Below are 26,120 nucleotides of genomic sequence, written 5' to 3'. Positions count from 1 at the left end.
GTAAAAAACCTTACTTTTAAAAAGTAAGGTTTTTTGTATTTATTTATTTAGGATATAAGCATTCTTATAAGTATAAACACCACCAAATTGATGCTTCTCAATTCCTTTTACATAATCCTTTTGTACGTAAGCTGATCCCATTTGATAAAGTGGTGCGACCGCAGCATCCTCTAATAAAGTACGCTCGGCCTCTTGCAATGCTTCCCATCTTTTCTTCTGATCTAGTACTAGATCGCTTTTCGCTTTCTTTATTAATTCATCGTAGTGTCGATTAGAATAATTCATTTTGTTATTCTGATTATCCGTCGTAAAGAGTTCTAAATAACTAATTGGGTCTTTATAATCTGGTCCCCAATTTGCCATAGATATATCATAATCTCCTGTTTGTTCTAACTGTAATTTTTGCTTAAATGGCTGTTGTTTAATTTGTATCGTTAATCCTTGCAAATGCTTTTCTAAGTCACCTTTTATATATTCTGCCATACGTTTTGCATTATCTTGTTCATATGTTAAAAATTCGAGGTTTACTTCGTCTACTCCCAGTTCTTTTTTCGCTTCTGTCCAAATCTTTTTCGCATTTTGCAAATCATATGGAGAAAGATCTCCGTTTTCTTTTCTAAAATCTTTACCAGTCTCTTCATTTATATGACCAGCCGGTACAAGTCCGCTTGCAGACTTTGCCCCGTTATTAATAAAGTGAGTAACGAAATCTTCTTTATTTAACGCTAATGAAATAGATTGACGCACCTTTTTATTTGCTAACGCATTATTTTTCTCATTAAAACGTAGCATAGCCATTCCAGGTTCGCTCGACATATGTAATTCCTTATTCCCTTTATACTTATCTACAAATTGAGAATTAATAGGCACCCGGTCTAAATTACCAGCTTCGTATAAATTAACAGCTGTCATTGTATCCTTTACAATCTGAAAGTTTATCTCGTCTAATTTCACTTTCTTTTCATCCCAATATGTAGCATTCTTCTTTAATTGAAACTCTTGTTCATGCTTCCATTTCTCTAATACAAATGGCCCGTTATATATGAGATTACTAGGTTCCAATGCATAATTCTTTCCTTGCTCTTTCAAAAATGATTCATGCTGTGGTAAGTAAATAGGTAGTGCTAACAACTGTAAAAAATACGGAATTGGCTGTTCGAGTTCCACTTCTAACTTATAATCATTTATTGCTTTAACTCCAAGGTTATCAAGAGCCATTGTTCCTTTATTAATTTCTTTCGCATTTTTCACATGAAAGAGCATGTACGCATATTGAGACGCTGTTTCAGGGTTAATTGCACGTTTCCATGCAAACATAAAATCATTTGCTGTCACACTGTCTCCATTTGACCATTTTGCATCTTTACGCAAATCAAATGTATATTTTTTACCATCTTCACTTCTTTTAAACGATTTTGCTACTGCTGGAATAGGCTGATCTTGATCATCTAATACATACAAACCTTCAAATATGTTTTGCATAACATGTGCTGATGTACCATCCATCGTTTTCGCAGTATCAAGAGAAGGAATTTCTTCTGATACTGTTACATTTAATACTTGTTTTTTTGCCTCTGCGTCACTTTTATTCGCTTTATTATTACAAGCTGTTAATAATAAAGATGTAACAAGTGCCATTACCATTAAATGGCTCTTTTTTCGCTTCATGAGTTGTTCTCCTTAAGTATAAAATATTATAAAGCGTTATATATTATAGCAGAAATATGCACAGAAGGATGCGACATTCTTTTGAATATTTATTCGTACAAGAAAAAAGCTATCCTTTTAAAAAAGGATAGCTTTTCCTAAATAAAATTAAAACTAATTGTGGCCTCGATTTTATGAAGGAAATGTTCTTTCGGAACTAACTCTTCAACAGAAACTAATACACATTCGTCACAATGATTTTTAAAGCCCCCCTAAGAAATCTCTCCTTATTCTCTTTTTATCAGTGTTGACACATAAAAAGAAGTTCAGATAGAAAGTGGTATTTGACAAACCTTATACACTTAAGGTTTTTGTAAGGATCAAGTAAGAAAAACGAGAGCTTTGTTTCGTATAGTCAAAATATGAAGTGAAGGAAGAAAGAGAGATTAAGAGTTACCAGAGTTATTAAGACAAAATCAGTACGGTTGGTTTTAGATGAACATATCAATGGATTAGGCCTTTTTGCACCAGAACCATAATTACCATGCCTGTTTTTACCATCACATATTGGAGGTTAAAATATGAATAAAAAAAAGAAAATACAAAAAACAGTACTTTCCTTTACCCTGCTCTTTTCTTTTGGCATTTCATCTTTCCCGCTTACAACAGCTATTCACGCAAATACACATGCGAAACAATCTACAGAAAAGGAACGAGTCTCTTTAACAGAGCGTACATCGTTATTTTTTGAATATCTCCAGCAAGGTAAGTATGCAGAAGCACTTCAGTTGACGTCTGCTGCTTTTCAATCTAAGTTTACAGCAAACACATTACAAAATTGGTGGAAACAAAGTGACTGGAGCGGGATAAAAAGTATGGGAACCCCCGGGATAAAAGAACGAAACTTGGTCCATCAAACGGTGGAAATTCCAGGAACCACCCAAGGAGCTACCATACCGTTACTCCTTAAATTCACACCTGGTGGGAAAGTAGATGAAGTTGGGGTAAGGACGCCTCCAGAATCTTATATTATCCCACAGCCTAGCTACGATCAACCTGCTTCCTATAGAGAACGTGAAATCGTCATTGGAAGTTCTACCTATCCGTTACCTGCCACATTAACGGTTCCGAAACATAAACCTGGTGAAAAGGTACCCGTAGTTGTTCTTGTTCATGGTGCTGGCATCCATGATCGCGATAGTACATATCTGGGAACAAAAATCTTACGAGACATTGCGGTGGGCCTTTCGTCCAACGGAATTGCGGTGTTACGCTATGAAAAACGCACCTTTGAACACGCATTAAAGATGAGTGCAGAACCCGTTACGTTAGACCGTGATACTACAGATGATGCCATATATGCAGCAAAATCAGCAGCGCAGCAGGAAGGCATTGATCCAAATAATATTTTCATTCTCGGACATAGCCAAGGAGCTGGCACAATGCCGCGAATACTGAGCAAAGCGCCTTCCTCACTTGTTCGAGGAAGTATCTTACTCGCACCACCTGCACGCCCTTTGACTGACACTGCCATTGATGTGAGTCAATACCTTGGGGCGCCAAAGGAAGTAATCGATGAACTAAAAAGACAGTTCGCTTTTATCCTGGATCCTACTTTCGATCCTGACCATCCGCCAGCTGGCTACAATTTTCCATTTCCGTCTCCTCATTTTATGTATGATGTTACTAGGTGGCGTCCAGTTGAGGAGGCAAAATCACGAAAAGAGCCTTTGCTGATTCTGCAAGGGGCACGCGATTATCAAGTAACAGTAAAAGAAGATTATACAAAATGGCAGGAAGGACTTTCAAACCGCGGGAATGTTCAGTTCAAAGAATATCCGAAACTGAATCATTTCTTCACGGAGGGTGACGGGGAATTGAGTCTTCCAAGTGAGTACGAAATCCCTGCAAATGTTCCCGAGTACGTCATCCAGGACATTATTACATGGGTCAATGAGACAAAAAAATAAGAAAACATCAAAAGCTTTCTTGCAATCATTATTGCGTGAAGGCTTTTTTGAAACTAGTGATTTTATCTAAACCATTCTCTTCTGTTTTATTAATCAACACTCATAAAAAATTTCTCCTTTCCCTCTTTTTATCAGTGTTGACACATAGCACAGGGAAAGGTACAAAAACAGGCTGTGGAGAAAACCTTCTCCACAGCCTAAAAATATCTATCTTTGTAAACCTCGTTTATAACGACTTGCTTCAAATATAATACGCTCTTCATCTAACGTTTTACATTCGCCATTCCAAACGACACGTTTTCCGTTAATAATTACATCGCTTATATCTTTTCCACTAGCAGCATATACAAGGTGCGATAATACTTCATCTGCTGGTTGTAAATGCGGCTTATTAGATGGGTCAATCGTAATAAAATCAGCACATTTTCCAATCTCAAGTGATCCTGTTTGTTTCATGCCGATTACTTCAGCAGCTCCTTTAGTCGCAAGTGTAAGAGCAGTTCCAACCGGTAACGCTGTTGCATCTTGATGAATACCTTTTTGTAATAATGTTGCGATGCGCATTTCTTCAAACATATCTAAATTATTGTTAGATGCCACACTATCTGTTGCAATTCCTACCTTCATTCCTGCTTCTAGCATCGCTTTTACATTTGCTATACCAGAACCTAGTTTTAAATTACTATTCGGGTTATGTGCTACTCGAACATCATGTTCTGCTAAAAATGCACGCTCATTTTCATTTAATACTACACCATGCGCAATAACTGTTGGACGTTTAAACAACCCGCAACTTGCTGCATATTCTACTGGACGTTTTCCGTACTGTGCTTCAATATCACGTACTTCACGCTCTGTTTCCGAAAGGTGAATATGAACCATCGTTTGATTTTCTACTGCAATACGTGCGCATTCTTCTAATAGTTCTGTGGAACATGTATATGGACTATGCGGTGCAACCATCGTAGTTAACATACCACTTTCATTATAGTAACGCTTCACATATTTTTCAGCTTCTTCAACGGCTTTCTTTTCATCATCTTTCGTTCCGAAGCTAAATAAAGTTCTTGAAACAGCAGCTCGCATTCCACTCCTTGATACCGTTTCCATAATTGCATCTTGATCTACTCCAATTGGATTAAACATGTCAGAGAATGATGTTGTACCACTTTTCACCATTTCAAGTAATCCTAATTCCGTACTAGCAACCGCAAGTTCTGGCGTAAACTGACTTTCAAGTGGCCAAATTCTCGTCTCAAGCCATGGTTGTAATAACATATCATCGCCAATACCTCTTAAGAGACTCATTACAACGTGTGTATGTGTATTTACAAGCCCTGGTAATACCCACTTTCCTTTCATGTCAATTACTTCATCTACTGCAAAATCATTAGCGAATTCTCCGCTCTTTACATCTATAATTTGATCATTTTCTACAATGATATATCCATTTTCTATCACTTCGTTTTGTTCATTCATCGTTACGATTGTAGCGTTTACATAAGTTGTTTTCAAAAGTATTTCCCCTTTCAACTCTATGAAGTTCCCTTTAATAAGTTACCACCATTATAGTAACTTATTAAAGATTAAGAGTCAAAAGATAATTTCAATTCTTTTATTATCTTTTCCTTCAAAATGCTATATTGTTTTTCATTTGTATCTGCAAATGCTTCTTCCTGGTTTGATTCCACATCCAAATAGTTCAGGTTTTCATTGAATTGAGCCTCTGTAAAATCAAACCTATGTCGATCTATACAGTTATAAAAGTGCCACTCCTCTCCAACTTTTGTCTTTTTGATTTTCCCTCCGTATATATCTTGAACAACTAAAGCCGTTACACCACACTGTCCCTTTACTGGATTTTCACTTGTCCACTTTGAACTTGTTTCAATCGACCAAGATTTCATTAGTGCTTCATATATTCTTTTTGCCTTTACATTATTCATTTTCAGCTTCTCCTACTATTAATTGTTTTACACATCATATTTCAAAAGAGGCAGTAATCGATCCTCAAAAACCGTTGATGGTGTCTCTCCTATTAACTTCGCCCCCATCTTCAAGTAAAACCCTTTTGCATTCGGATCACTATCAATTGTAAAACTTTTTATTCCTAGTTCCTTTGCTTGCTCTATTACAAACTTCCACATTATCTTCCCATACCCCTTTCCTTTGTAACGAGGATGAATGTATAAGAAATCGAGAGCTTTATCGTTACGTAAAAATGAAAAAAAACCAATCTTCGTATTATCGTTTTCTAAAACATATACAAAATTATTTTTTATGTACTCATCGGTAATTGTTAAATCTTCCTTACAAGCAAGTATGAATGCTTCGCTATAGTTCCACGTTGCTTTTGAGTGTAGTGCGAGTTCACTTAATGCATTTGCTTCACTTACTAACGCTTTTCTTATCTTCATGATTCTTTTTCCTCACCTTCAATATGTAACCTATTAAAATGATTCGAAAAAACAATTAAAAAAACCTCTTATTTCCGTAAATAAGAGGTTACTTTTATAATTCTTCAGAATAGGTAACAAGGTATTAAAAGAAAAAGAACGCCATTCCTGAAAATTGGCGTTCTTTTTCTTTTAACCTTTATAGCATATTATTTTAAGAATCATTTTTACACTTCTAAACAGTTTCTACTACCTCTTCAAGCATTGTTCCATTTTTAGCATAATTCGTATGCCAAGAAAAAGCTTTTTCTAAAACATGAGGAGTTTGTCCACCTCTTGTTTGTGCTTCTTCGTAATAAGCTCTTAGCTGGTCACGATACATTGGATGTACGCAATTCTCAATAATTAGTTCCACTCTTTCTCTTGGCGCTAATCCTCTTAGGTCAGCATAGCCTTGTTCAGTGACAATAACATCTACATCATGTTCCGTATGATCTACATGAGAAACGAAAGGAACGATACTTGAAATGTTACCATCTTTTGCAATCGATTTCGTAACAAATATAGCTAGACGTGCATTTCTCGCAAAATCACCAGAACCACCAATACCATTCATCATCTTTGTACCTAAAACGTGAGTAGAGTTAACATTTCCGTATATATCTAATTCTAAAGCAGTATTAATTGAGATTAATCCAAGGCGGCGAATGATTTCAGGGTGATTAGAAATCTCTTGCGGGCGCATCATTAATTTGTCACGATATTTTTCAAAGTTAGAAAATACTTGTTGCATTTTCTCTTCAGAAAGCGTGATCGAGCAGCAGGAAGCAAAATTAACTTTCCCAGCGTCCATTAGATCAAAGACCGCATCTTGTAAAACTTCAGAATACACTTCTAAATCTTCAAACTCCGAATCTAGCATGCCGTGCAATACTGCATTAGCAACTGAACCAATTCCCGATTGTAACGGTGCTAAACTCTTTGTTAATCGGCCTACTTTAACTTCTTCTCGAAGGAACTCTATTAAATGTTGTGCCATAATGACAGTTTCTTCATCTGGAGGAACAATTGTCGATGGTGAATCCAGTTGATTCGTAAACACAATCCCCTTCACTTTTTCTGCATCAATCGGGATACCAATTGTTCCAATTCGATCATCCGTTTTTACGAGCGGAATTGGAAGTCTTTCCCCTTGTTTACCTGGTTCATATAAATCATGCAGCCCCTCTAGTTGTGTAGATTGAGCCATATTCATTTCAATAATAATGGACTTAGCATGTAAGGAAAAAGCTAAGGAATTTCCAATTGAAGTGGTTGGAATAATCATACCATCTTCAGTAATCGCAACCGCTTCCAAAATAGCGACATCTATATCCATAACGTCAGCACGGAGTAGCTCTGCTGTATGAGATAAGTGCTGATCCACAAATAAAAAATCTCCGTTATTAATTCCTTTTCGCATAGTCGCATCGGCTTGGAAAGGCAATCTTTTCCCTAAAATTCCTGCCTCAGCAAATAATTTATCTACATCCGAACCTAAAGAAGCCCCTGTATAAACATTTACTTTAAAAGATTTATCATTCTTCACTCGGTTCACCAGCGCAAACGGGACTGCTTTTACATCCCCAGCACGTGTAAATCCACTTAAACCTAAAGTCATTCCACTTTCAATCCATGATGCTGCCTCTTCAGGTGTAACTACTCGATCTTTGAAACGTTGATCCCTAATTCTATCTAAATTATTCTCCATATGTAATCCCTCTCTCAATGAATATTCATAATTATTTTACACATTAACACTATCAAAACAGGGTTTTTTGTACACAATGCCGAAAATTCAGATAAAACAGCAAATCTAGGTTCTAAAGCAGAAAAATTTAGAATCCTAGAAGCTTACGAAAATAGCTAGCGTATGACTGACTCACTGGTACCCTCTCTCCGTTATCCATAGAAAGTACAAAAGTAGAATGCGTATCAGGGTAAATCGCTTTAATATGATTAACATTTACAATAAAGGAACGGTGGCATCTAATAAAGGAATCTTTCGGCAACAAGTATTCGAATTCTTGTAGCGAGTACTTATGTGTTCCTGTTAACTCTTCTGAATTCACATACGTCTTTTTATCTTTAGCTTCTAAATACATGACCTTTGAGAAAGGAACCGGAACCCATCCGTCTGTTGTTTTTAAAGTAACGACTGACTTTCCATCCGTTAAAGCGGGATAAATTGCCGTCACGCACCCTTCAATCTTCCCATTATTTGAAAACGGTACGGCCATTCCATGATAAGGAATACCGAAAACGTCCCGGTTAATAAACTCAGAGGCTTTTTGCTTCGTTACCATTGCTTTATGAGCGATGGTCCCTTCCTTAATAGGATCCCCGGCGCTAATCTTTAAATCAATTCGTTTACTTGGCCGATAGTAAATATATTCTTTCGTATTCGAAACGGCAATTGATATTTCATCTGAAAATAATTCCCCAACTACATCTAGTAGTATACCTAACGTTTTATCTTCCATAGTATGAACACCTCATTTACTATTATACTACTATTATGAACGGGCAGCTGTTGCTTTTACATGTAGTGCAAGTTCACTTAATTCACTAGCTTTAATTACTATCAATTTTCTTACTTCCATAATTGTTTCTCTGCACCTTCAAAATATGAACTACAAAAGTATTGCCCCAAGCAATAAAAAACTCTTTATTTTTATAAACTTTAAATCAACTTGCTTCTTATATTACTTGCATTATAAAATAAAAAAGTATTCTAAAAAACATTTCATCTAGGAGGGATTGCCTATGCCGTTGGATTCCATTTCAGGTAACGAATATTCCAACATTTAAAGGAGTGCCTGAAATTTGTTAAACTCATATATCAATTCATTTTTATATAAAAATACAGAAAACTTCAATGGGACAATTTTAATAGCTCATAAAGAAGAGACTCTTTATAATCAGTCATTTGGAAAAGCTAATTATAATTGGGACATACCTAATACATCTACAACGAAGTTTCGTATTGGATCAATAACTAAAATCTTCACAGCAGTTTCAATTTTTATGCTTGTGGAAGAGGAAAAATTACAGCTACATGATACTTTAGATCAATTCATTCCCGATTTCCCAAAAGGAAATCAAATTATGATAAAGCATTTACTAAATCATACTGCTGGAGTCGGTAATATTACGGCTCAACATGACTTTTTATTGCAAGCTTGTCAACCTCGAACACCAGATGAACTAATACAATGGGTTATCGCATGTCCCTTTGAATCTAGCCCTGGTGAAAAATTCAATTATTCGAATTCAGGTTATATTATATTAGGAAAAATTATTGAAGTTATAAGCGGAATGTCTTATGAGGAATTTCTTAAAAAGAGAATTTTCTATCCACTCTCTATAATAAACACAGGCGTTGATTTGAATCATATGATTCAAAAACATAAAGCAACTGGTTATGAGTTACATCCAAACCATGGCCTACAGAACGCATCATTTATTCATATGTCTAATTCATATTCAGCCGGTGGATTAGTTTCTACAGCCGAAGATTTATATAGATTTGATAAGGCGCTAAAAGAAAATCGCTTATTATCAAGTAGAATGACATCTCGTATGCTTACTGCAGAATCTTACGGATATGGTTACGGTTGGAATATTGCTATGACTGAGAAAAATAATAAACTTATATTTCATCACGGAGGAATTAACGGCTTTACGTCCTCCTATTTACGATTAATTGACAAAGAGGCTACAATCATCATTTTAAGCAATGTATCCACACTATTAACATCGACTCTTGCTAACGAAATAGCTTCTTATATAGAAAATAATTTTTAAATCTATTATGATTTGAAAAACCGTTCAGCATTTTGAACGGTTTTTCAAACAATTTAGTTCACCTTAGCCCCATAACATCTTGCTACTGCAACTGCCTGCGCTACATCTAATTTTACATTTTTTAAATTAAAACTTGTAAAGTCAATTCTATCAACTATCGCTCCTTTTAAATTTGCACCGCTAAGTTTCGCCTTACCTAATTGTGCACCCGTTAAATCCGCTTCACGTAAATCTGCTTTTTCTAAATTACATTCATATAGGTCAGCTTCAATTAAACGTATACCTTTTAACATTTGTTTACTTAAGTTCGCAAACCTTAAATTCGTATATGACCAATCACCCGATATGATAGTTATTCCGTCTAAATTTGCTTCTTCAAAATCAGAGCCAGTCATTTTACATTCTTCAAACTTCGATACGAATAAATTCGCACCAACAAACTTACAATTCGCAAATGTAGTTCCTTTATGGATAGAAGCGTTAAAAAGAGCACCGGTAAAATCACATTCTATGAAATTACAATTTTTTGTAGAAACTTCCGATGCATCTATCCCTCTAAAACGGCATTTTATGAACGTACAATTTTTCAATTCCTCTTCTTTAATCAAAACATCTTGAAAATCTATTTCTACATATTCTTTATTTACAAATTCACTCATAACTACTCCTCCATCTCCTTAAAGAAACCTCACTTCAAAAAAGTGAGGTTTCTTCTCATACAATATGCTTATCTAACCAAGAAATCAAATCTTGAAATACTTCATCTTTATTTACTTCATGGAACATTTCATGTCTGCCATTTTCATATAAACGCAGCGTTACATCTTTCACTTCACATTTTTTATAGTTTTCATATACTTCTTTTACACCTTTCCCCATATCCCCAACAGGATCACGATCTCCTGAAAAAATATGTATTGGAAGGTTTTTCGGTGTTTTCTTGAACTCTTCTAGTTTATTTACTTCTAGTACACCAGAAAATAATTCTCGATAAAAACTCGTCGTACAAATGAATCCACATAACGGATCCGCAATATATTTATCAACTTGATTATTATCTGAAGATAACCAATCAAATTTTGTACGATTTGGTTTAAAATGTGTATTGAAGTTTCCGAAAGATAAAAAGTTTAACATCGGACTTTTCGTTTTTTCCCCGCGTAATTTCATCTCAATTGTCGCTACTTTATGACCGATACTTCCTAATAGCCCTGGATTTCCACCAGTTCCTGAAATAAGGAATCCATCATATAATTCACCTTTCAGTTGTACAGCACGTCTTGATAAAAAAGAACCCATACTATGGCCAAGTAAAAATAACGGGCATGTTTGCTCTTTTCTTATCGTTTCTGATACAAAAATGACATCAGACACAGCCTCATTCCAACCTACATTTGGTTTAAAATGACCATAATCTTCTTCTCTTTTCACAGTTTTCCCATGACCTTTATGATCATGTGCATAAACACCATACCCTGCTTTTAATAACGCAGCAATAAAGTCTGTATAAACACCTGCATGTTCTGTCATACCATGTGCAATTTGAATAATCCCTCGCGGATCTCTTTCTGGTAGCCACTTACGTAAATAAATTTCCGATCCATCCAATGCCGTAACGAAACTTTCCTGTACGTTCATTTCGTCAGCCCCCAACTCTATTATGTATATCAAAAAATGAATATCTATTCATTATTCTTATTATGTATTATATGCAATTGCCTTCATTATGACAAATGACTCACTTTTCCAATTAGCTCTTAAACTAATATATTGACGAACGAAAAATAAAATTATATAGTTACTTACATAAAGTAATTATTATATTTTGGGGAGGTTTCTATTATGATGCCATCATTATTTTTAGCACATGGATCACCGATGCTTGCTATTCAAGATACAGACTATACAAGTTTTTTAAAAACACTTGGAGAAACATATAAACCAAAAGCAATTGTTATTTTCACTGCTCACTGGGAAAGTGAAGTATTAACGATTTCTTCATCAGATAACGAATATGAAACAATTTATGATTTTGGAGGTTTTCCTCCTGAGTTATACGAAATCAAATATCGTGCGAAAGGTTCTTCTAACATTGCATCTATGTTAGAAACAAAATTTAAAAACAAAGGTATTCCAGTCCATCATAATATGACGAGAGGTTTAGATCATGGCTCATGGACACTCTTGCACCGCATGTATCCAGAAGCAAATATTCCTGTCGTCCAAATTTCAGTCAATCCATTCCTTCCTGCAAAAGAGCAATTTAAGATTGGAGAAGCGCTTAAAGGACTTGGACAAGAAGATGTTTTAATAATCGGTAGCGGTGTTACCGTTCATAACTTACGAGCTTTGAAATGGAATCAAACGACACCCGAACAATGGGCAATTGAATTTGATGATTGGATTATTAAACATATGCAGACTACTGATAAAGATGCATTATTTAATTGGGAGAACAACGCCCCTCATGCACAATTAGCAGTACCAAGAGCAGAGCATTTTGTTCCTCTATTTATCGCTATGGGAAGCGGTGAAAATAACGGTGAAATCATTCACCGCAGTTACGAGCTTGGTACCTTAAGCTATCTTTGTCTTCAATTTTAAAGAAAAGGATGAAGCAATCGTTGCTTCATCCTTTTCCTTTTTCATTCACTTAGTTAACTAACTTCCAAATGTCGTTTCTCTGATACCTCTTCGTTCTTATTATGAAAATAAACCCAAATGCACGCAATAAATAGTAATGATGAAGTAGAGAAGAAAACATATTGGAAGCCCGCATGTGCTGCAATTTGTCCACCAAGTACTGGTCCAATCATATTCCCTAGAAACTGAAACGATTGATTATATCCAAATATTCGTCCCGTTACATGGGTTGGTGTATGTTGTTTTAGTAGAGTTTGTACGGAAGGTAATAATCCTGCTTGTGCGATACCTAATAAAAATCGAAGAATTAATAGTTGCCAAGCTGAGGTTACAAATGCTTGCGGGATAAAAATAATTCCTGCACCAAACAACGCTACAACTAACGTTTTTTGAGGACCGATTTGATCTGATAATCTTCCTAGTCTTGGTGCTGCCAAAATAACCGCTAACCCTGTCGCTGACATAACTGCGCCTGCAATCATTTCAATATGAGCTGTTCCTGGGCCTTCTAAATTCTTTACATACAATGTAATAATAGGTTGAATTGACATGTTTGCAAGTTGAATAATAAATGTTGTTACAAACAAACTAATAATTAAATGCTTCGCTGGAACCATCGTCCATACTTTTTTCGTTTGTACTTTTTTTGCTTGAGCGGAGTGATTCTCTTCATGTAGGAAGAAAAAAACGATGAGAAAAGAAAGGAATAAAAAAGCTCCTGTAACAAGAAAAACATGGCGCATTCCAATTAACTCTGACAAATAACCACCAAGTAATGGGCCAAGTAAAGAACCGCTCACGCCACCTGTTGAAATTGTGGAGATTGCCCAACCTGAATGTTCTTTCGGAGTTTCTGCCGCAATAAATGTCATCGCCGTTGAAAGGAAACCAGATACTGCTCCCATCAAAAATCTTAGTGCGACTAGTTGATACACATCCGTTACAAATCCCATAAGCGTCATAATAATCGCCATACCAAGGCTCGCACGAATCAGCATCAATTTCCGTCCATGTATATCACCAAGTTTTCCCCATATTGGTGATACGATCGCACCCATTAAAAATGTTATACCAAATGCAAGTCCCGACCACTGTGCAATACTTGAAGTGCCAGTTACTCCTAATTCCTCAATATAAAAAGATAAAAAAGGAATTACTAAACTCATACCGGCTGCAGTGGTAAAACAACCTAGCCAACAAATCATCAAATTTCGTTTCCAGCTGGCCATTTTCACACCTTCTTTCTTTAGATACCCATTCTACACCCTTTCTTGTAAAAAGTTTAGTAATTTGCTTTATTTGTAATATCTACTACAAAACCCGCTATTTTCTAGTAAAAATCACTACATCTCTACATCTTTTTCATAAAAAAACCAACTCCCTATATGAAGTTGGTTACTTATTCTCTATCGGTATTAAACGAGCATTACAATTTCGCTCATAAAATTCAATCGGACCTGATTGTCCAATAATGGCATATTCATATCCATCTTGCTTCATACTATGTAAACAACGATGTAACAATTGCCTCCCTACACCTTTCACACGATTTTGCTTTGCTGTCCCCATTGGACCAAACAATCCTTTCTTTCCTCTCACTACATCATAACAAGCGAAACCTACTATCACTTCTTCTCTTTCTGCTATATAAATAGGTAAATTTTCTTTATATGTACGAAATCCATATTCTATTGAACGTAACCAACGTTCACCAAATTCCTCATTAACAAAACTTGCTAATTTTTCAAAATCAGAAAGGTTAGCCTTTCTAACAGTACAAGGTATATCTTCATAAGTAGGAACAAAACATTTTAGATCGACCGCTAAATCTCTTGGCTCAGCTATAATACGTAATATATCTTTTTGTATTTGTAGATTTTCAATAAACGTATCCGTGCGAAATAGTGCATACATCACATGCCCTTCATTTATTATTACTTGCTGAAAACGCTCCATACGTTTCTTCGCTATTTGTAAAATTTCTAGCACCTTATAAGATACCTTATATTGTCCTATTTTTTCATACTCTTGACCCGTCAAATCATCTTGTTTTCGTAATGAAAGTTTTTCTAAAAAATCCGTACCCACGTTACGAAACAAATACATTTACAACTCACTGCATACTCCCGTACTTTCTTTACACATACCGATAAACAGATGAACTGGTTGAATAATATTACTTTCTGCCTCTTCGGCAGCAATATTCAATATGTTATGAATGCGTTTTGTAAATTGAAATTCCTCCATATGTACCTTCATCTCCTATTACTTTACTATTAAACCGTAACCGTAAATAAGTGAAACAATTATACCAACTACCAATATACCTGGCAGTAAATTTGCCACCTTAATTTTAATAATACCTAGTAAATTTAATCCAATAGCGGCTATCATAATACCACCTGTAGCAGTCATTTCCACTATAAATTGATTCATTAATGTTTTCGGGACTAAACTATTAATTTGTGTTGCAAAAACCGCAATACCGCCTTCGTATAAAATAACTGGAATTGCTGAAAACACTACACCAATTCCTAAAGTTGTCGTTAATATAATAGAAATAAATCCATCGATAATCGCCTTTGTAAATAAAATATCATGATTTCCGCGAATCCCGCTGTCGAGTGCACCAAGTATCCCCATCGCACCAATGGCAAAAATTAAAGTAGCTGTTACAAAACCTTCTGATATGCTCCCTTTCCCTTTCGATCCAACTTTATTTTCTAGCCAATCTCCTAACTGTTTTAACTTTTCCTCTAATTGTAGCCATTCCCCGATGACGGTACCAATTACAAGACTTAGTATGACAACAAGAAAATTTTCACTTTTCAATGCCATTTGAAGTCCAAGCACAGTAACCGCTAAACCGATTGCATGCATAATTGTTCCCTTCATACTTTCTGGAATTCTACTAAATAATTTACCTAGTAAAGTACCAAATATAATACAAACCCCATTTACAACTGCTCCTAATATAACCATTTCTCATTCTTCACCCTTCGAATTCTTTATTTCTATATTTTGGTTTATTCATTGATTTACAGGTTATCTATATGTTAACTTAATATTGAGAATATTAACAAATGTTTTTCACTACATAAACCGCAACTTTTTGTAGTTATACAGTGAAACTTTAACTAGTGCGAGTTTTACTGCCTACAAATTGCGGTATAAACTCAAAAGGGAAGGTATTTATGAAAACTTTACTAAAACGATTTCTGTTAATAGCCTTTTGCATTACACCAATTGTTTTATTAGTTAACTACTCTTTTACTTCAAAAGCGAAAGACAAATCCGATTTGCAAAACAAATCTAGTAAAACCGTTTCAACAAGTGAAAAGAAAATAGAAGATCCGGAAATCACACTCACCTTCTCTGGTGATACAATGTTCGATTGGCAATTACGTCCTGTAATCGAAAAAAACGGGGCTGATTATCCATTCCAACATGTAAAAGAAGAAATAACAAAGGCTGATATTTCTTTCGTTAATTTAGAGTCAGCATTTACAACGAGAGAAAAGAAAGCTCCTGGACAACTTTTTTGGATTAAAAGTGATCCATCCACACTACAAGCGATAAAAAACACTGGATATGACATCGTAAATATCGGAAATAACCATACACTTGATTATGGGCAAGATGGATTATTAGACACGATTTCTCACGTAGAAAAATTAAAGTTCCCTTACATTGGAGCCGGAAAAAATGCAAAAGATGCATATACAGCACGTGAAATGACCGTAAAAGGGAAAAAGTTCAAATTTCTTTCCTTCGTTCGATTTATGCCTGATACGAATTGGGTAGCTGGTGACAATAAATCTGGTGTTGCGAACGGATATGATTTAAATCTCGTAACAAAAACAATTAAAGAACAAAAGCAAGATGCAGACTATTTAATCGTCTATATGCACTGGGGCGTTGAAAAATCAAATCGTCCGGTAGAATACCAAAAACAATATGTTCCTAAAATGGTTGAAGCAGGAGCTGACGCGATTGTCGGAAGTCACCCACATTGGCTTCAAGGATTTGAGTATTATAATAAAGTTCCTATCGCTTACTCATTAGGAAACTTTTTATTCCCAAGCTATGTGAGCGGGAAAAGCGCCGAAACTGGCGTATTAACTTTAACTTTTAAAGGAAAGGATGTCCAAATGTCATTCAATCCTTACATCATTCGCAACAACCAGATCTCCCCTGTAAATGAGGACGAAAAGAAAAAAGCTCTACAATATTTACAAACAATTTCAACTGACGTAGAAATTGATGATACAGGGAACATAAAAAACAAACGAAACTAGACACCGCAAGATTTATTTCTCTGTAACATACTTTACAGAATAGGTGATGAACATGCTGAAAGACTTATTAGAAAATGTAAGTTTGTTAGAGAATATTTATAAAATATCTATAGCCGTTCTACTTTTATGTTCATTTTTTTCTGTTAGACTTCTAAAAAAAATAAAACGTGAACGAAAGCTTACTACCTTTGAATTTACTATGTATGTAATCATTCGTATTGCGATATTCTTTTGGTTAACTAGCTTTATCCTTCTTGAATATGGAAAATATGTAGTTTAACTATAAAAAGATAGATACAAGTAGCTGTTCTGCTACTTGTATCTATCTTTTTTATTTCAATTACAACTGTATGCTAACCCTTTCCTTCTATTAAATAAGCAAATCAAACAAAACAGGATTTTTATTAAGCTCCATAAATTGAATATTATTTTCTTTAAAACGAGTAATTAATTGCTCATAATCCTCTTTATGTTTTAATTCTACGCCGACTAATGCTGGACCATTTTCTTTATTATGTTTCTTAATGTATTCAAAGCGAGTAATATCATCTTCTGGCCCTAATCCTTTATCCAGAAATTCTCTTAGCGCACCAGAACGCTGCGGGAATTCAATGATGAAGTAATGTTTTAGTCCTTCATAAATGAGCGAACGTTCTTTCATTTCTTGCATTCTATCAATATCATTATTTCCACCACTTAGCGTACATACAACTGTTTTACCTTTTATTTCATCTCTATATAAGTCAAGCGCTGCAATAGATAGTGCACCAGCAGGCTCAGCTACAATTGCATTTTTCTTATACAGTTCTAAAATCGTCGTACAAACTTTTCCCTCTGGTACTAAAACAATGTCATCAATTACATCTTTACAAGTTTCAAATGTTAACTTTCCTACCTTTTTAACAGCTGCCCCATCAACAAAACTATCTATTTTCTCTAATGCGACATTTTCATTTTGAAGAAAAGCCTCTTTCATAGATGCAGCTCCCATTGGCTCTACACCAATGACCTTTGTAGCAGGACTAACACCTTTAACATATGTACCAACACCTGATGCTAATCCACCACCGCCGATTGCTGTAAAAATAAAGTCAACCGATTTCTCCATATCATGCATAATTTCAACTGCCACTGTTCCTTGACCAGCAATAACATACGGATCATCAAACGGATGAACAAACGTCATTCTATTTTCCTCACAATAGCGCTGTGCTTCTTGGAACGAGCTATCAAATGTATCACCAACTAATACAATTTCCGCAAAATCACCACCGAAAAATTGTACTTGCGATACTTTTTGTTTAGGTGTCGTTGTTGGCATGAAGATTTTTGACGGAATCTTCAATAAATTACACGTATAAGCAACTCCTTGTGCATGATTGCCAGCACTTGCACAAACAACGCCGTTTTGTAATTGTTCTGCCGATAAACTTTGAATCAAATTGTACGCACCACGAATTTTGAAAGAGCGAATCAATTGTAAGTCTTCTCTTTTTACATAAACGTCACAATCATATTTCTCAGATAAAACTGTATCACGTTGTAACGGTGTTTTAATAACGATATCTTTCATGCAATTATGAGCCATTAAGATATCTTCAATTTTCACTCTCTCCTTTACCTTCTGCACCATTTCATATCATCCTTATCTCTTTTAAATTGGCTCAATCGAAATTCGGGATTTTTAGGACTGCACCTGTATTCGCCGATGTTACCATTTGTGCATAACGTCCAAGCCAGCCAGTTTTCACTTTCGGTTCTGGTCGTTTCCATTCTTTTTTACGCTGATCTAATTCTTCATCACTAACTCTTACTTCTAACAATCTCTCCTCAACATCGATACAAACGATATCCCCTTGTTTAAGAAGTGCAATCGTTCCGCCTGCAGCTGCTTCTGGTGAAATATGCCCTACCGAAATACCACGTGAAGCACCCGAGAAACGTCCATCCGTTAATAGCGCAACATCTGCACCTAATCCCATACCGGCAATGGCTGACGTTGGTGCCAACATTTCCGGCATACCAGGGCCGCCTCTTGGTCCTTCATAGCGAATAACAACTACATCTCCTTTCTTAACTTTTCCAAGCATAATGCCCGCCAGCGCCTCATCTTGTGAATTAAAAATAACACAAGGTCCTTCAAATCGTTTTACTTCGGTCGCTCCGCTTTTAATAACTGCCCCATCTTTCGCAAGGTTTCCTTTTAATATACGTAATCCCCCTTCTTCACTATGAGGGTTTTCGAGAGAATGAATCACTTCCTTATCTTTAATCTCTGCATGAGCAATATTTTCTCTTAACGTTTGCCCAGTAGCAGTAATACGATCTAAATGAAGCACACCTTCTTTTCGGCTCATCTCTTTCAAAATGGCACTAATCCCGCCCGCTCGATCAATATCTTCCATATGCCAATTGGAAGCAGGGCTTACTTTACATAAATGTGGTACACGTCTTGAAACGGCATCAATACGGTTCATATCATAATCTAATCCAGCCTCTTGCGCGAGCGCCAATGTGTGCAACACTGTATTTGTTGAACCGCCCATCGCCATATCAAGCGCGAACGCATCATCAATTGCTTCTTCCGTTACGATGTCTCTTGGTTTAATATCTTTTTCAATTAAAATCTTTAATTTCTCTGCTGCTTGTTTAATTAATTCTTCGCGTCTTGGGTCGATGGCTAAAATACTTCCGTTACCAGGCAGAGCTAAACCTAACACTTCACATAAACAGTTCATAGAGTTCGCTGTAAACATACCGGAACAAGAACCACAAGATGGACAGCCATGATCTTCAATATCCTTTAATTCTTCTTCTGAAATTTTACCAGATTGATAAGCTCCTACCCCTTCGAAAACAGAACTTAAATCAACAACGTCTCCTTTAGATGTTTTTCCAGCCGCCATCGGACCACCTGAAACAAATACAGTTGGAATGTTAATACGAAGTGCGGCCATCATCATACCAGGTGTGATTTTGTCACAGTTTGGAATACAAATCATGCCATCAAACCAATGTGCATTTACAACCGTTTCTACTGAATCTGCAATGATTTCACGACTCGGAAGCGAATAACGCATACCGATATGCCCCATCGCAATACCGTCATCTACTCCAATTGTATTAAATTCAAATGGAACCATACCTGCTGCACGCACCGCTTCTTTAACAAGTTTCCCAAACTCATTTAAGTGCTTATGACCTGGAATAATTTCAATAAAAGAATTACAGATAGCTATAAACGGTTTATCAAAATCTTCATCTTTCAAACCAGTTGCTTTTAATAAACTACGGTGCGGCGCTTTATCAAAACCTTTTTTAATCATGTCGCTTCTCATCTTGTCAAATCCCCTCTTACGTATTTTTCACTTACAATCACTTACTCTATTTCTTTACTAATTCTTTCGGTGCATGAATCCAGCTCATCATTTCACGAAGCTCTGCCCCTACTTTTTCTAACTGATGATTTTGCTCTGCTTTTTTCATCGCATTATATGTTGGACGCCCAGCTTGGTTTTCTAAAATCCATTTCTTCGCGAATTCACCTTGCTGAATTTCTGTAAGTACTCGTTTCATTTCTTTCTTCGTTTCATCTGTAACAATTCTCGATCCTGTTACATAATCTCCAAACTCAGCCGTATCTGAAATAGAATGGCGCATGTTCGTTAAACCACCTTCGTACATTAAATCAACAATTAACTTTAATTCATGTAAACATTCAAAGTATGCAATTTCAGGACGATATCCGCCTTCTGTCAATGTTTCAAAACCAGCTTTCACAAGTGCAGTTATCCCGCCGCAAAGCACTGCTTGCTCTCCAAATAAGTCTGTCTCCGTTTCTTCTTGGAATGTCGTTTCAATTACACCTGCACGTGTACAACCTACCCCTTTTGCATACGCAAGCGCTACACGTAATGCCGTGCCCGTAGCATCTTGATGTACTGCGACTAATGCCGGAACACCATTTCCTTCTTGGAATACACGGCGAACGAGATGACCTGGACTTTTTGGTGCGACCATCGCTACATCTACGTAACTTGGCGGTTTAATTTGTCCGAAGTGAATATTAAATCCATGTGAGAAAAGTAACATTTGCTCTTCACGGAGATTCTCTTCTACTTCTGCTTTATACACATGTGCTTGCTGTTCATCTGGCAATAACATTTGTACAACTTGCGCGGTTCGAACCGCTTCTGAAACAGACATTACTTCAAACCCATCTGCTTTTGCTACTTCAAAAGACTTACCATGGCGAACACCAACTACAACTTCCACACCAGAATCACGTAAATTTTGTGCCTGCGCATGACCTTGAGATCCATAGCCAATTACCGCAACTGTTTTCCCTTGTAATAACTCTAAATTTGCATCTTTCTCATAATACGTTTTCATATTCCATACACTCCTTATAATTTATCCCGCTTTAATGTGCAGTAAGACCCCCACCTCAAAATTCAGCGAAAGCAAAGAAGTTAGGTGGGGATCAACTGCCCATAAAAGTCCGATTGGTTCAACTAATAATCATTGGGGGAGTAAGAAAACCCCCAATGATTAAAGTTTCATTTTATTTACTTGCAGTACATCAATTAATTTTTTCAACTGACCAACAAGTAATGTCGCTTCATTTTCAGTACAAACTGCTGTGAGTTTCATTTCAGAAACGCCACTAGTATCTCTTTCGTTTAAATGTAAAGAAGAAATATAATAACCACGCCGAGCAAAAATTCCACTTATACGTAATAAAACGCTTGGCTCGTTATGAATAACGAGTGAAAAAGTATAACTCATTCTTCCCACCTCTTCATAATCATTTCGTTATTCCCTTTGTTTGGCGGAACCATCGGAAATACGTTTTCACCTTCTTCTACACAAAAATCAACTACGACAGGACCTTCATGAGCAATTGCTTCTAACATCACTTGTTTCGCCTCGGTTGAATTCGTCGCTCTTAATCCCTTCACTCCATAAGCTTCTGCCACTTTCACAAAATCTGGCGATCCGATTTTTGACTCTGATAAACGATTTTCATAAAACATTTCTTGCCATTGCCTGACCATCCCTAAAAATTTGTTATTTATAATAAATACTTTTACAGGAATATTATTTTCAGCAATTGTTTGTAGTTCTTGAATGTTCATTTGAAAAGAAGCATCGCCTGCAATACAAATGACGAGTTCTTCTTCTTTTGCAAGCTGGGCACCAATTGCTGCCGGGAAACCAAACCCCATCGTTCCTAGTCCGCCAGATGTTAGAAAAGTCCGTGGATTTTTCGCTTTATAAAAATGCGCAGCCCACATTTGATGCTGTCCTACTTCTGTCGTAACAATCGCTTCACCATTCGTTACTTCACTTACTAGGCTAATAACATGTTGTGGTTTTAACTCTCTCTCTTTTTGATTGTAGGAAAGAGGGTATTCAGCTTTCCATCCCTCGATTTTCGTAAGCCATTCTTTTGTTTGTGTACAAATTTTCATATGTAACAGCTTGTGTAACGCTTTTTTCACATCACCGACAACCGGATATTCCACAGTTACATTTTTATGAAACTCTGAAGAATCTATATCAATATGTACCTTTTTCGAATGCGGAGAAAAGAGTTCTAATTTTCCTGTTACACGATCATCAAAGCGAACACCTAAAGCAAGTAGTAGATCACATTCTGTTACTGCCATGTTTGCAGCATACGTTCCATGCATGCCGAGCATTCCTAAAAATAATGAATCTCCCGGCGGATATGCACCAAGTCCCATTAAAGTGGAAACGACAGGAATACGATTCTCCCTCGCAAATTTGATGAGTTCATCAGATCCACCCGAATGAATGACACCTCCTCCAATATAAAGAAGTGGGCGTTTAGCTTTTGAAATTTCTTTAGCCACCTCTCTAAGCTTTATACTGTCTGGCATAGGCTCTATTTTGTATCCTGGAATCTCAATTACTTCATTATAAAAATTTGTTACCTTTTCATTTTGAACATCTTTTGGAATATCAATTAATACTGGTCCTGGTCGCCCGCTTTCGGCTATGTAAAAAGCTTCTTGTACAATACGTGATAAATGATTCACATCACGAACTTGATAATTATGCTTCGTAACAGGTACTGTAATCCCGACAACATCCGCTTCTTGAAATCCGTCTTTTCCGATGAGAGGTGTTGCAACTTGCCCTGTAATGACAACTAAAGGAATCGAATCCATATAAGCATCCGCTAAGCCTGTAACTAAATTTGTCGCCCCTGGGCCAGAGGTAGCAAAGACTACCCCGACCTTTCCAGAAGCTCTCGCATATCCTTCTGCCGCATGAATGGCAGCTTGTTCATGACGAGTTAAAACGTGCTTCAAACCACTTCCGTATAACGCATCATACACTGGCAAAATCGCTCCGCCTGGATAACCGAAAACAGTCGTTACACCTAAATTCTTCAAGCATTGAATAACGTGTCCAGCTCCTGTCACTTCTTCACAATGCAATTTCTCACATGTTGTATACTGTTGCTCCATTTCAATTAACTCCTCTCCCTACCTACAGTAAGCTTTCCGCTAATCCTGGAACACGTACTCCTCTTTCTCTCGTTAACTTTTTAAATTCCTCTGTCAATTGTTTCGTTACACTTCCTGGCTTCCCATCTCCAATTTCTCTTGAATCAACTTTTACAACTGGAATTAATTCTGCTGCCGTTCCCGTTAAAAATACTTCATCTGCTACATATACGTCATGGCGAGTAAACGGTCTTTCCTCACACCGAATATTAAGTCGCTCACATAGCTCAATCACACTATTTCTCGTAATACCTTCTAGCGCTCCTAAATAAGAAGGAGGTGTTAACACTTTTCCATCTTTCACAACGAAAACATTATCTCCAGATCCTTCACAAACATATCCTTGTTGATTTAACATAAGTGCTTCTAGCACTCCAGCTTGTGCCGCTTCAATTTTTACAAGTACGTTATTTAAATAGTTCATTGACTTAATACGTGGGTCTAATGCATCTGGCGTATTACGTCTTGATGCAACAGATACAACGCTTAATCCATTATCGTAAAATTCCTGTGGGAATAACTTTAATTGTTCTGCAATGATAATAACGCTCGGTTTCACACAACTTCTCGGATCGAGCCCTAAGTCACCTTTTCCTCTTGAAACAATTAACCGAATGTAAGCATCTGCATACTCATTTTTTTGCAATGTTTGTAAAACTGCTTCTTCCATTTCTTCAACCGTCAGCGGGATTGTAAGTAAAATAGATTTTGCCGATTCATATAATCGTTTTACATGTTCTTTTAAACAAAATACATTTCCACCGTAACTACGAATCCCTTCAAATACACCGTCTCCGTATAAAAAACCGTGATCATATACTGAAACAACTGCCTTTTCTTTTTCTACAAATTCCCCATTCATATAAATGTACTGGTTTCCCATCTCACATCGCTCCTCTTTTTTTCTCTCTATTTTTGCAACCTATTTCTATATCGATTGCTGAGATGAGTATTTTTAACAGAATATTCAGTATATAAATCTTAAAAATATACTCGTCTCAACAATCGATTACATACATACTTGTAGCAATCCATTGCTGAGACGAGGGAATCGTGGTACCACTCAGCTTCCTTACACTTCTCACGAAATATAAGCTCTGCAAGTCCAATTAGACTTTTTGTTTTTCTATCGGAAACAACTCCGCTACTTTTTACTAGTTTTCAAAAGTAGTGCTCCGTGGTGATCTTCAATGATGAAATTGTTACTACCCTCACAGCTTGTAGGCAGCTCTCTGAAACAATTTTTATCATTTACTCTCCGCTTCTACGCATTCTCTTATTTTATTTTTAAAATAAAAACTCTCGCCTCAGCAATCAACTACTACAATTTAGTAGCTTTGATTGCTGAGGCGAGAGTTTCGCGGTACCACTCAGCTTCCTTATATTTCTCACGAAATATAAGCTTTGCAGGTCCAATTAGACCCCCGTCCTTTTACCGGAGACGATGCCGTCGCCCTCTACTCAGTTTCCCTTTCGCAAGCGATGCTCCGAGGTGATCTTCAATGATTCGATTGTTACTACTCTCACAGCCTAGGAGCAGCTCTCTGAAACGATCATAACCATCTACTTTCCTCTTCTTTGCATATGCAACATATGAAGTTAGAAAATTCTTAATTCACTTTTATTTGTTAAACGTATTATAGGACGTTGTTCTTTTCATTGTCAACATATTTTCAGAAAATATTTTTAATAATACATATATTTTCGAATCTTTTTTATTGCGCAATAAAACTTTTTGTATAATACTACATAAAACATATATATTTAGGAGGATTACAGCAATGTCCGAAAAAACATACGAACTCGCAACCTTTGCAGGCGGTTGCTTTTGGTGCATGGTAAAGCCATTTGATGAACTTCCTGGTATTCATAAAGTACTTTCTGGCTATGCAGGTGGTCATGTAGAAAACCCAACATATGAACAAGTAAAAGCTGGTACATCTGGTCATTTAGAAGTTGTACAAATTACATTCGACCCTTCTATTTTTCCATATGAAAAATTACTAGATTTATATTGGCCACAAATCGATCCAACTGATGATGGCGGACAATTCTTTGACCGTGGTCCATCTTATCGCACTGCTATTTTTTATCATACTGAAACGCAAAAAGAGCTTGCTGAAAAATCAAAACAAGCTCTTGCAGAAAGCGGTATGTTTAAAGACCCAATCGTAACTGAAATTCGCGCGGCTGCACCTTTTTATGAGGCTGAAGAATACCATCAACATTTCTATAAAAAGAACCCAGAGAAATATGCTATTGAGCAAAAGGAATCTGGGCGTGAAGACTTTATAAAAGAAAATTGGAAAAAATAATAATAAAAATGCATCGTACCTTTTAAGTACGATGCATTTTTATCTTTGAAAAAAGTACCATGCAATGATGAGAACAACCGCTGTTAATGTCCAAAGTGCTATCTCGTTTTTCACTCTACTCTTTTTCTTAGTCATTTCATCTCCCCCTAATAGCAATACAACATATTCAAGATTTCCTCTGTTGAATTGTCCACCTTATATACGTGAATACATCCTTACAAATTCTTATAACAAGACCACCAATAATTCCGATTGCAATTGAAATTACTAACATCTGTCCAAAACTAAGAGTAGTTGTGTATGTTAAGTAGATAACAATGCATACAAGTAAAGCATCCGGTAAAGAAAGCAAAAATTTTTTAAGCATTTCTTCAGCTCTCCTATGCTTTATTTATAAATTATATCTTCTACTTTGCTTTAAAAAGTTCCATTTTGACACTCATTTTACGAAAAAAATAAGAACCTC

At 36.3% G+C, this 26,120-nt stretch carries 23 protein-coding genes, 1 pseudogene and 2 other annotated features; of the genes and pseudogenes, 6 read left to right on the top strand and 18 right to left on the bottom strand.

From position 1 onward, the window contains the following. Positions 1-39: 39 nt before the first annotated feature. Positions 40-1,668, bottom strand: a complete 1,629-nt coding sequence (locus ACHZK0_RS09215) for a peptide ABC transporter substrate-binding protein (RefSeq protein ID WP_395761468.1) — start codon at positions 1,666-1,668, stop codon at positions 40-42. Positions 1,669-2,228: 560 nt separating this feature from the next. Between ACHZK0_RS09215 and ACHZK0_RS09210 the strand changes: the two genes are divergently transcribed. Further along, the gene (locus ACHZK0_RS09210; protein ID WP_395761467.1) at positions 2,229-3,617 is read left to right on the top strand and encodes an alpha/beta fold hydrolase; all 1,389 of its coding nucleotides are present in this window, start codon (positions 2,229-2,231) and stop codon (positions 3,615-3,617) included. Positions 3,618-3,824: 207 nt separating this feature from the next. Here ACHZK0_RS09210 and ACHZK0_RS09205 read toward each other — a convergent pair whose 3' ends face one another. The 5 genes from ACHZK0_RS09205 to ACHZK0_RS09185 form a co-directional block, all read right to left on the bottom strand. Continuing rightward, positions 3,825-5,150 (bottom strand): bifunctional S-methyl-5'-thioadenosine deaminase/S-adenosylhomocysteine deaminase, encoded by a 1,326-nt coding sequence (locus ACHZK0_RS09205; protein ID WP_262740807.1) that lies wholly within the window; start codon positions 5,148-5,150, stop codon positions 3,825-3,827. 53 nt (positions 5,151-5,203) lie between these two features. Then, entirely contained in the window at positions 5,204-5,563 is a 360-nt protein-coding gene (locus tag ACHZK0_RS09200; RefSeq protein WP_395761466.1) for a hypothetical protein, read from the bottom strand. A gap of 27 nt (positions 5,564-5,590) precedes the next feature. Then, complete coding sequence (locus tag ACHZK0_RS09195) at positions 5,591-6,034, bottom strand: GNAT family N-acetyltransferase (protein ID WP_262740805.1); 444 nt, start codon at positions 6,032-6,034, stop codon at positions 5,591-5,593. A gap of 214 nt (positions 6,035-6,248) precedes the next feature. After that, the gene (locus tag ACHZK0_RS09190; protein ID WP_262740804.1) at positions 6,249-7,763 is read right to left on the bottom strand and encodes an acetyl-CoA hydrolase/transferase family protein; all 1,515 of its coding nucleotides are present in this window, start codon (positions 7,761-7,763) and stop codon (positions 6,249-6,251) included. A gap of 127 nt (positions 7,764-7,890) precedes the next feature. Further along, positions 7,891-8,535 (bottom strand): LytTR family DNA-binding domain-containing protein, encoded by a 645-nt coding sequence (locus ACHZK0_RS09185; protein ID WP_000389701.1) that lies wholly within the window; start codon positions 8,533-8,535, stop codon positions 7,891-7,893. 343 nt (positions 8,536-8,878) lie between these two features. Here ACHZK0_RS09185 and ACHZK0_RS09180 point away from each other — a divergent pair, with 343 nt between their 5' ends. Further along, positions 8,879-9,859 (top strand): serine hydrolase domain-containing protein, encoded by a 981-nt coding sequence (locus ACHZK0_RS09180; protein ID WP_270606588.1) that lies wholly within the window; start codon positions 8,879-8,881, stop codon positions 9,857-9,859. A 53-nt stretch (positions 9,860-9,912) separates the two neighbouring features. On the opposite strand, the gene ACHZK0_RS09175 is transcribed toward ACHZK0_RS09180, so the two are convergent. After that, the gene (locus ACHZK0_RS09175; protein WP_262740801.1) at positions 9,913-10,518 is read right to left on the bottom strand and encodes a pentapeptide repeat-containing protein; all 606 of its coding nucleotides are present in this window, start codon (positions 10,516-10,518) and stop codon (positions 9,913-9,915) included. A gap of 55 nt (positions 10,519-10,573) precedes the next feature. Further along, the gene (locus ACHZK0_RS09170; protein ID WP_262740800.1) at positions 10,574-11,497 is read right to left on the bottom strand and encodes an alpha/beta hydrolase; all 924 of its coding nucleotides are present in this window, start codon (positions 11,495-11,497) and stop codon (positions 10,574-10,576) included. A gap of 204 nt (positions 11,498-11,701) precedes the next feature. On the opposite strand from ACHZK0_RS09170, the gene ACHZK0_RS09165 reads away from it, so the two are divergent. Further along, positions 11,702-12,463 (top strand): DODA-type extradiol aromatic ring-opening family dioxygenase, encoded by a 762-nt coding sequence (locus tag ACHZK0_RS09165; protein WP_262740799.1) that lies wholly within the window; start codon positions 11,702-11,704, stop codon positions 12,461-12,463. 53 nt (positions 12,464-12,516) lie between these two features. On the opposite strand, the gene ACHZK0_RS09160 is transcribed toward ACHZK0_RS09165, so the two are convergent. From ACHZK0_RS09160 to ACHZK0_RS09150, 3 genes and pseudogenes are all read right to left on the bottom strand, one after another. After that, a complete protein-coding gene (locus ACHZK0_RS09160; RefSeq protein WP_395761465.1) occupies positions 12,517-13,731 on the bottom strand; it encodes a multidrug efflux MFS transporter in 1,215 nt (404 codons plus the stop codon). Positions 13,732-13,897: 166 nt separating this feature from the next. Continuing rightward, positions 13,898-14,749: pseudogene (locus ACHZK0_RS09155) on the bottom strand (GNAT family N-acetyltransferase). Between the two features lie 18 nt (positions 14,750-14,767). Further along, positions 14,768-15,484: a DUF554 domain-containing protein gene (locus tag ACHZK0_RS09150; RefSeq protein ID WP_262740796.1), complete on the bottom strand. Its 717-nt coding sequence runs from the start codon at positions 15,482-15,484 to the stop codon at positions 14,768-14,770. A 212-nt stretch (positions 15,485-15,696) separates the two neighbouring features. Here ACHZK0_RS09150 and ACHZK0_RS09145 point away from each other — a divergent pair, with 212 nt between their 5' ends. Together ACHZK0_RS09145 and ACHZK0_RS09140 are read left to right on the top strand one after the other, a co-directional pair. Further along, entirely contained in the window at positions 15,697-16,800 is a 1,104-nt protein-coding gene (locus tag ACHZK0_RS09145; RefSeq protein WP_262740795.1) for a CapA family protein, read from the top strand. 52 nt (positions 16,801-16,852) lie between these two features. Further along, positions 16,853-17,080 carry a hypothetical protein gene (locus tag ACHZK0_RS09140; RefSeq protein ID WP_073517977.1) on the top strand — a complete coding sequence of 76 codons (228 nt, stop codon included), beginning with the start codon at positions 16,853-16,855 and terminating at the stop codon, positions 17,078-17,080. 90 nt (positions 17,081-17,170) lie between these two features. On the opposite strand, the gene ilvA is transcribed toward ACHZK0_RS09140, so the two are convergent. The 6 genes from ilvA to ilvE all read right to left on the bottom strand — a co-directional run bounded on the left by ilvA (position 17,171) and on the right by ilvE (position 24,222). Beyond that, positions 17,171-18,433, bottom strand: a complete 1,263-nt coding sequence (gene ilvA, locus ACHZK0_RS09135) for a threonine ammonia-lyase IlvA (RefSeq protein WP_262740794.1) — start codon at positions 18,431-18,433, stop codon at positions 17,171-17,173. 31 nt (positions 18,434-18,464) lie between these two features. Beyond that, positions 18,465-20,138: a dihydroxy-acid dehydratase gene (ilvD, locus tag ACHZK0_RS09130; protein WP_063263766.1), complete on the bottom strand. Its 1,674-nt coding sequence runs from the start codon at positions 20,136-20,138 to the stop codon at positions 18,465-18,467. 46 nt (positions 20,139-20,184) lie between these two features. Then, positions 20,185-21,192 carry a ketol-acid reductoisomerase gene (gene ilvC, locus ACHZK0_RS09125; RefSeq protein WP_262740792.1) on the bottom strand — a complete coding sequence of 336 codons (1,008 nt, stop codon included), beginning with the start codon at positions 21,190-21,192 and terminating at the stop codon, positions 20,185-20,187. 159 nt (positions 21,193-21,351) lie between these two features. Then, positions 21,352-21,588, bottom strand: coding sequence for an ACT domain-containing protein (locus ACHZK0_RS09120; RefSeq protein WP_395761464.1), 237 nt, complete (start codon positions 21,586-21,588; stop codon positions 21,352-21,354). Continuing rightward, the gene (ilvB, locus tag ACHZK0_RS09115; RefSeq protein WP_395761463.1) at positions 21,585-23,300 is read right to left on the bottom strand and encodes an acetolactate synthase large subunit; all 1,716 of its coding nucleotides are present in this window, start codon (positions 23,298-23,300) and stop codon (positions 21,585-21,587) included. Before ilvB ends, ACHZK0_RS09120 begins: the two co-directional genes overlap by 4 nt. A gap of 22 nt (positions 23,301-23,322) precedes the next feature. Next, on the bottom strand, positions 23,323-24,222 hold the full coding sequence (gene ilvE / locus ACHZK0_RS09110; protein ID WP_000528140.1) for a branched-chain-amino-acid transaminase: 900 nt from the start codon (positions 24,220-24,222) through the stop codon (positions 23,323-23,325). A 152-nt stretch (positions 24,223-24,374) separates the two neighbouring features. Beyond that, positions 24,375-24,615 (bottom strand) — a binding site (T-box leader). Positions 24,616-24,681: 66 nt separating this feature from the next. Continuing rightward, positions 24,682-24,927: a binding site (T-box leader), on the bottom strand. Between the two features lie 193 nt (positions 24,928-25,120). On the opposite strand from ilvE, the gene msrA reads away from it, so the two are divergent. After that, on the top strand, positions 25,121-25,654 hold the full coding sequence (gene msrA / locus ACHZK0_RS09105) for a peptide-methionine (S)-S-oxide reductase MsrA (RefSeq protein ID WP_262740788.1): 534 nt from the start codon (positions 25,121-25,123) through the stop codon (positions 25,652-25,654). Positions 25,655-25,820: 166 nt separating this feature from the next. Here the strand turns inward: msrA and ACHZK0_RS09100 are convergent, their stop codons facing one another. Next, positions 25,821-26,021 (bottom strand): hypothetical protein, encoded by a 201-nt coding sequence (locus tag ACHZK0_RS09100; RefSeq protein ID WP_395761462.1) that lies wholly within the window; start codon positions 26,019-26,021, stop codon positions 25,821-25,823. Positions 26,022-26,120: the final 99 nt, after the last annotated feature.

This window comes from Bacillus sp. 3G2 (genome assembly GCF_044324725.1).
GTDB classification, from domain to species: Bacteria; Bacillota; Bacilli; order Bacillales; family Bacillaceae_G; genus Bacillus_A; species Bacillus_A mobilis.
The sequence above is the reverse complement of the archived record's forward strand: the minus strand, read 5'-3'. Positions and strand labels throughout refer to the sequence as shown.

Coding starts and splice junctions, on each gene's coding strand:
- ACHZK0_RS09160 (WP_395761465.1), bottom strand. CDS start 13,731: ATGGCCAGCTGGAAACGAAATTTGATGATTTGTTGGCTAGGTTGTTTT.
- ilvC (WP_262740792.1), bottom strand. CDS start 21,192: ATGAAAACGTATTATGAGAAAGATGCAAATTTAGAGTTATTACAAGGG.
- ACHZK0_RS09140 (WP_073517977.1), top strand. CDS start 16,853: ATGCTGAAAGACTTATTAGAAAATGTAAGTTTGTTAGAGAATATTTAT.
- ACHZK0_RS09120 (WP_395761464.1), bottom strand. CDS start 21,588: ATGAGTTATACTTTTTCACTCGTTATTCATAACGAGCCAAGCGTTTTA.
- ACHZK0_RS09215 (WP_395761468.1), bottom strand. CDS start 1,668: ATGAAGCGAAAAAAGAGCCATTTAATGGTAATGGCACTTGTTACATCT.
- ilvB (WP_395761463.1), bottom strand. CDS start 23,300: ATGGAGCAACAGTATACAACATGTGAGAAATTGCATTGTGAAGAAGTG.
- ACHZK0_RS09190 (WP_262740804.1), bottom strand. CDS start 7,763: ATGGAGAATAATTTAGATAGAATTAGGGATCAACGTTTCAAAGATCGA.
- ACHZK0_RS09145 (WP_262740795.1), top strand. CDS start 15,697: ATGAAAACTTTACTAAAACGATTTCTGTTAATAGCCTTTTGCATTACA.
- msrA (WP_262740788.1), top strand. CDS start 25,121: ATGTCCGAAAAAACATACGAACTCGCAACCTTTGCAGGCGGTTGCTTT.
- ACHZK0_RS09195 (WP_262740805.1), bottom strand. CDS start 6,034: ATGAAGATAAGAAAAGCGTTAGTAAGTGAAGCAAATGCATTAAGTGAA.
- ilvE (WP_000528140.1), bottom strand. CDS start 24,222: ATGGGAAACCAGTACATTTATATGAATGGGGAATTTGTAGAAAAAGAA.
- ACHZK0_RS09210 (WP_395761467.1), top strand. CDS start 2,229: ATGAATAAAAAAAAGAAAATACAAAAAACAGTACTTTCCTTTACCCTG.
- ACHZK0_RS09150 (WP_262740796.1), bottom strand. CDS start 15,484: ATGGTTATATTAGGAGCAGTTGTAAATGGGGTTTGTATTATATTTGGT.
- ACHZK0_RS09200 (WP_395761466.1), bottom strand. CDS start 5,563: ATGAATAATGTAAAGGCAAAAAGAATATATGAAGCACTAATGAAATCT.
- ilvD (WP_063263766.1), bottom strand. CDS start 20,138: ATGAGAAGCGACATGATTAAAAAAGGTTTTGATAAAGCGCCGCACCGT.
- ACHZK0_RS09165 (WP_262740799.1), top strand. CDS start 11,702: ATGATGCCATCATTATTTTTAGCACATGGATCACCGATGCTTGCTATT.
- ACHZK0_RS09170 (WP_262740800.1), bottom strand. CDS start 11,497: ATGAACGTACAGGAAAGTTTCGTTACGGCATTGGATGGATCGGAAATT.
- ACHZK0_RS09100 (WP_395761462.1), bottom strand. CDS start 26,021: ATGCTTAAAAAATTTTTGCTTTCTTTACCGGATGCTTTACTTGTATGC.
- ACHZK0_RS09185 (WP_000389701.1), bottom strand. CDS start 8,535: ATGGAAGATAAAACGTTAGGTATACTACTAGATGTAGTTGGGGAATTA.
- ACHZK0_RS09175 (WP_262740801.1), bottom strand. CDS start 10,518: ATGAGTGAATTTGTAAATAAAGAATATGTAGAAATAGATTTTCAAGAT.
- ilvA (WP_262740794.1), bottom strand. CDS start 18,433: ATGGTGCAGAAGGTAAAGGAGAGAGTGAAAATTGAAGATATCTTAATG.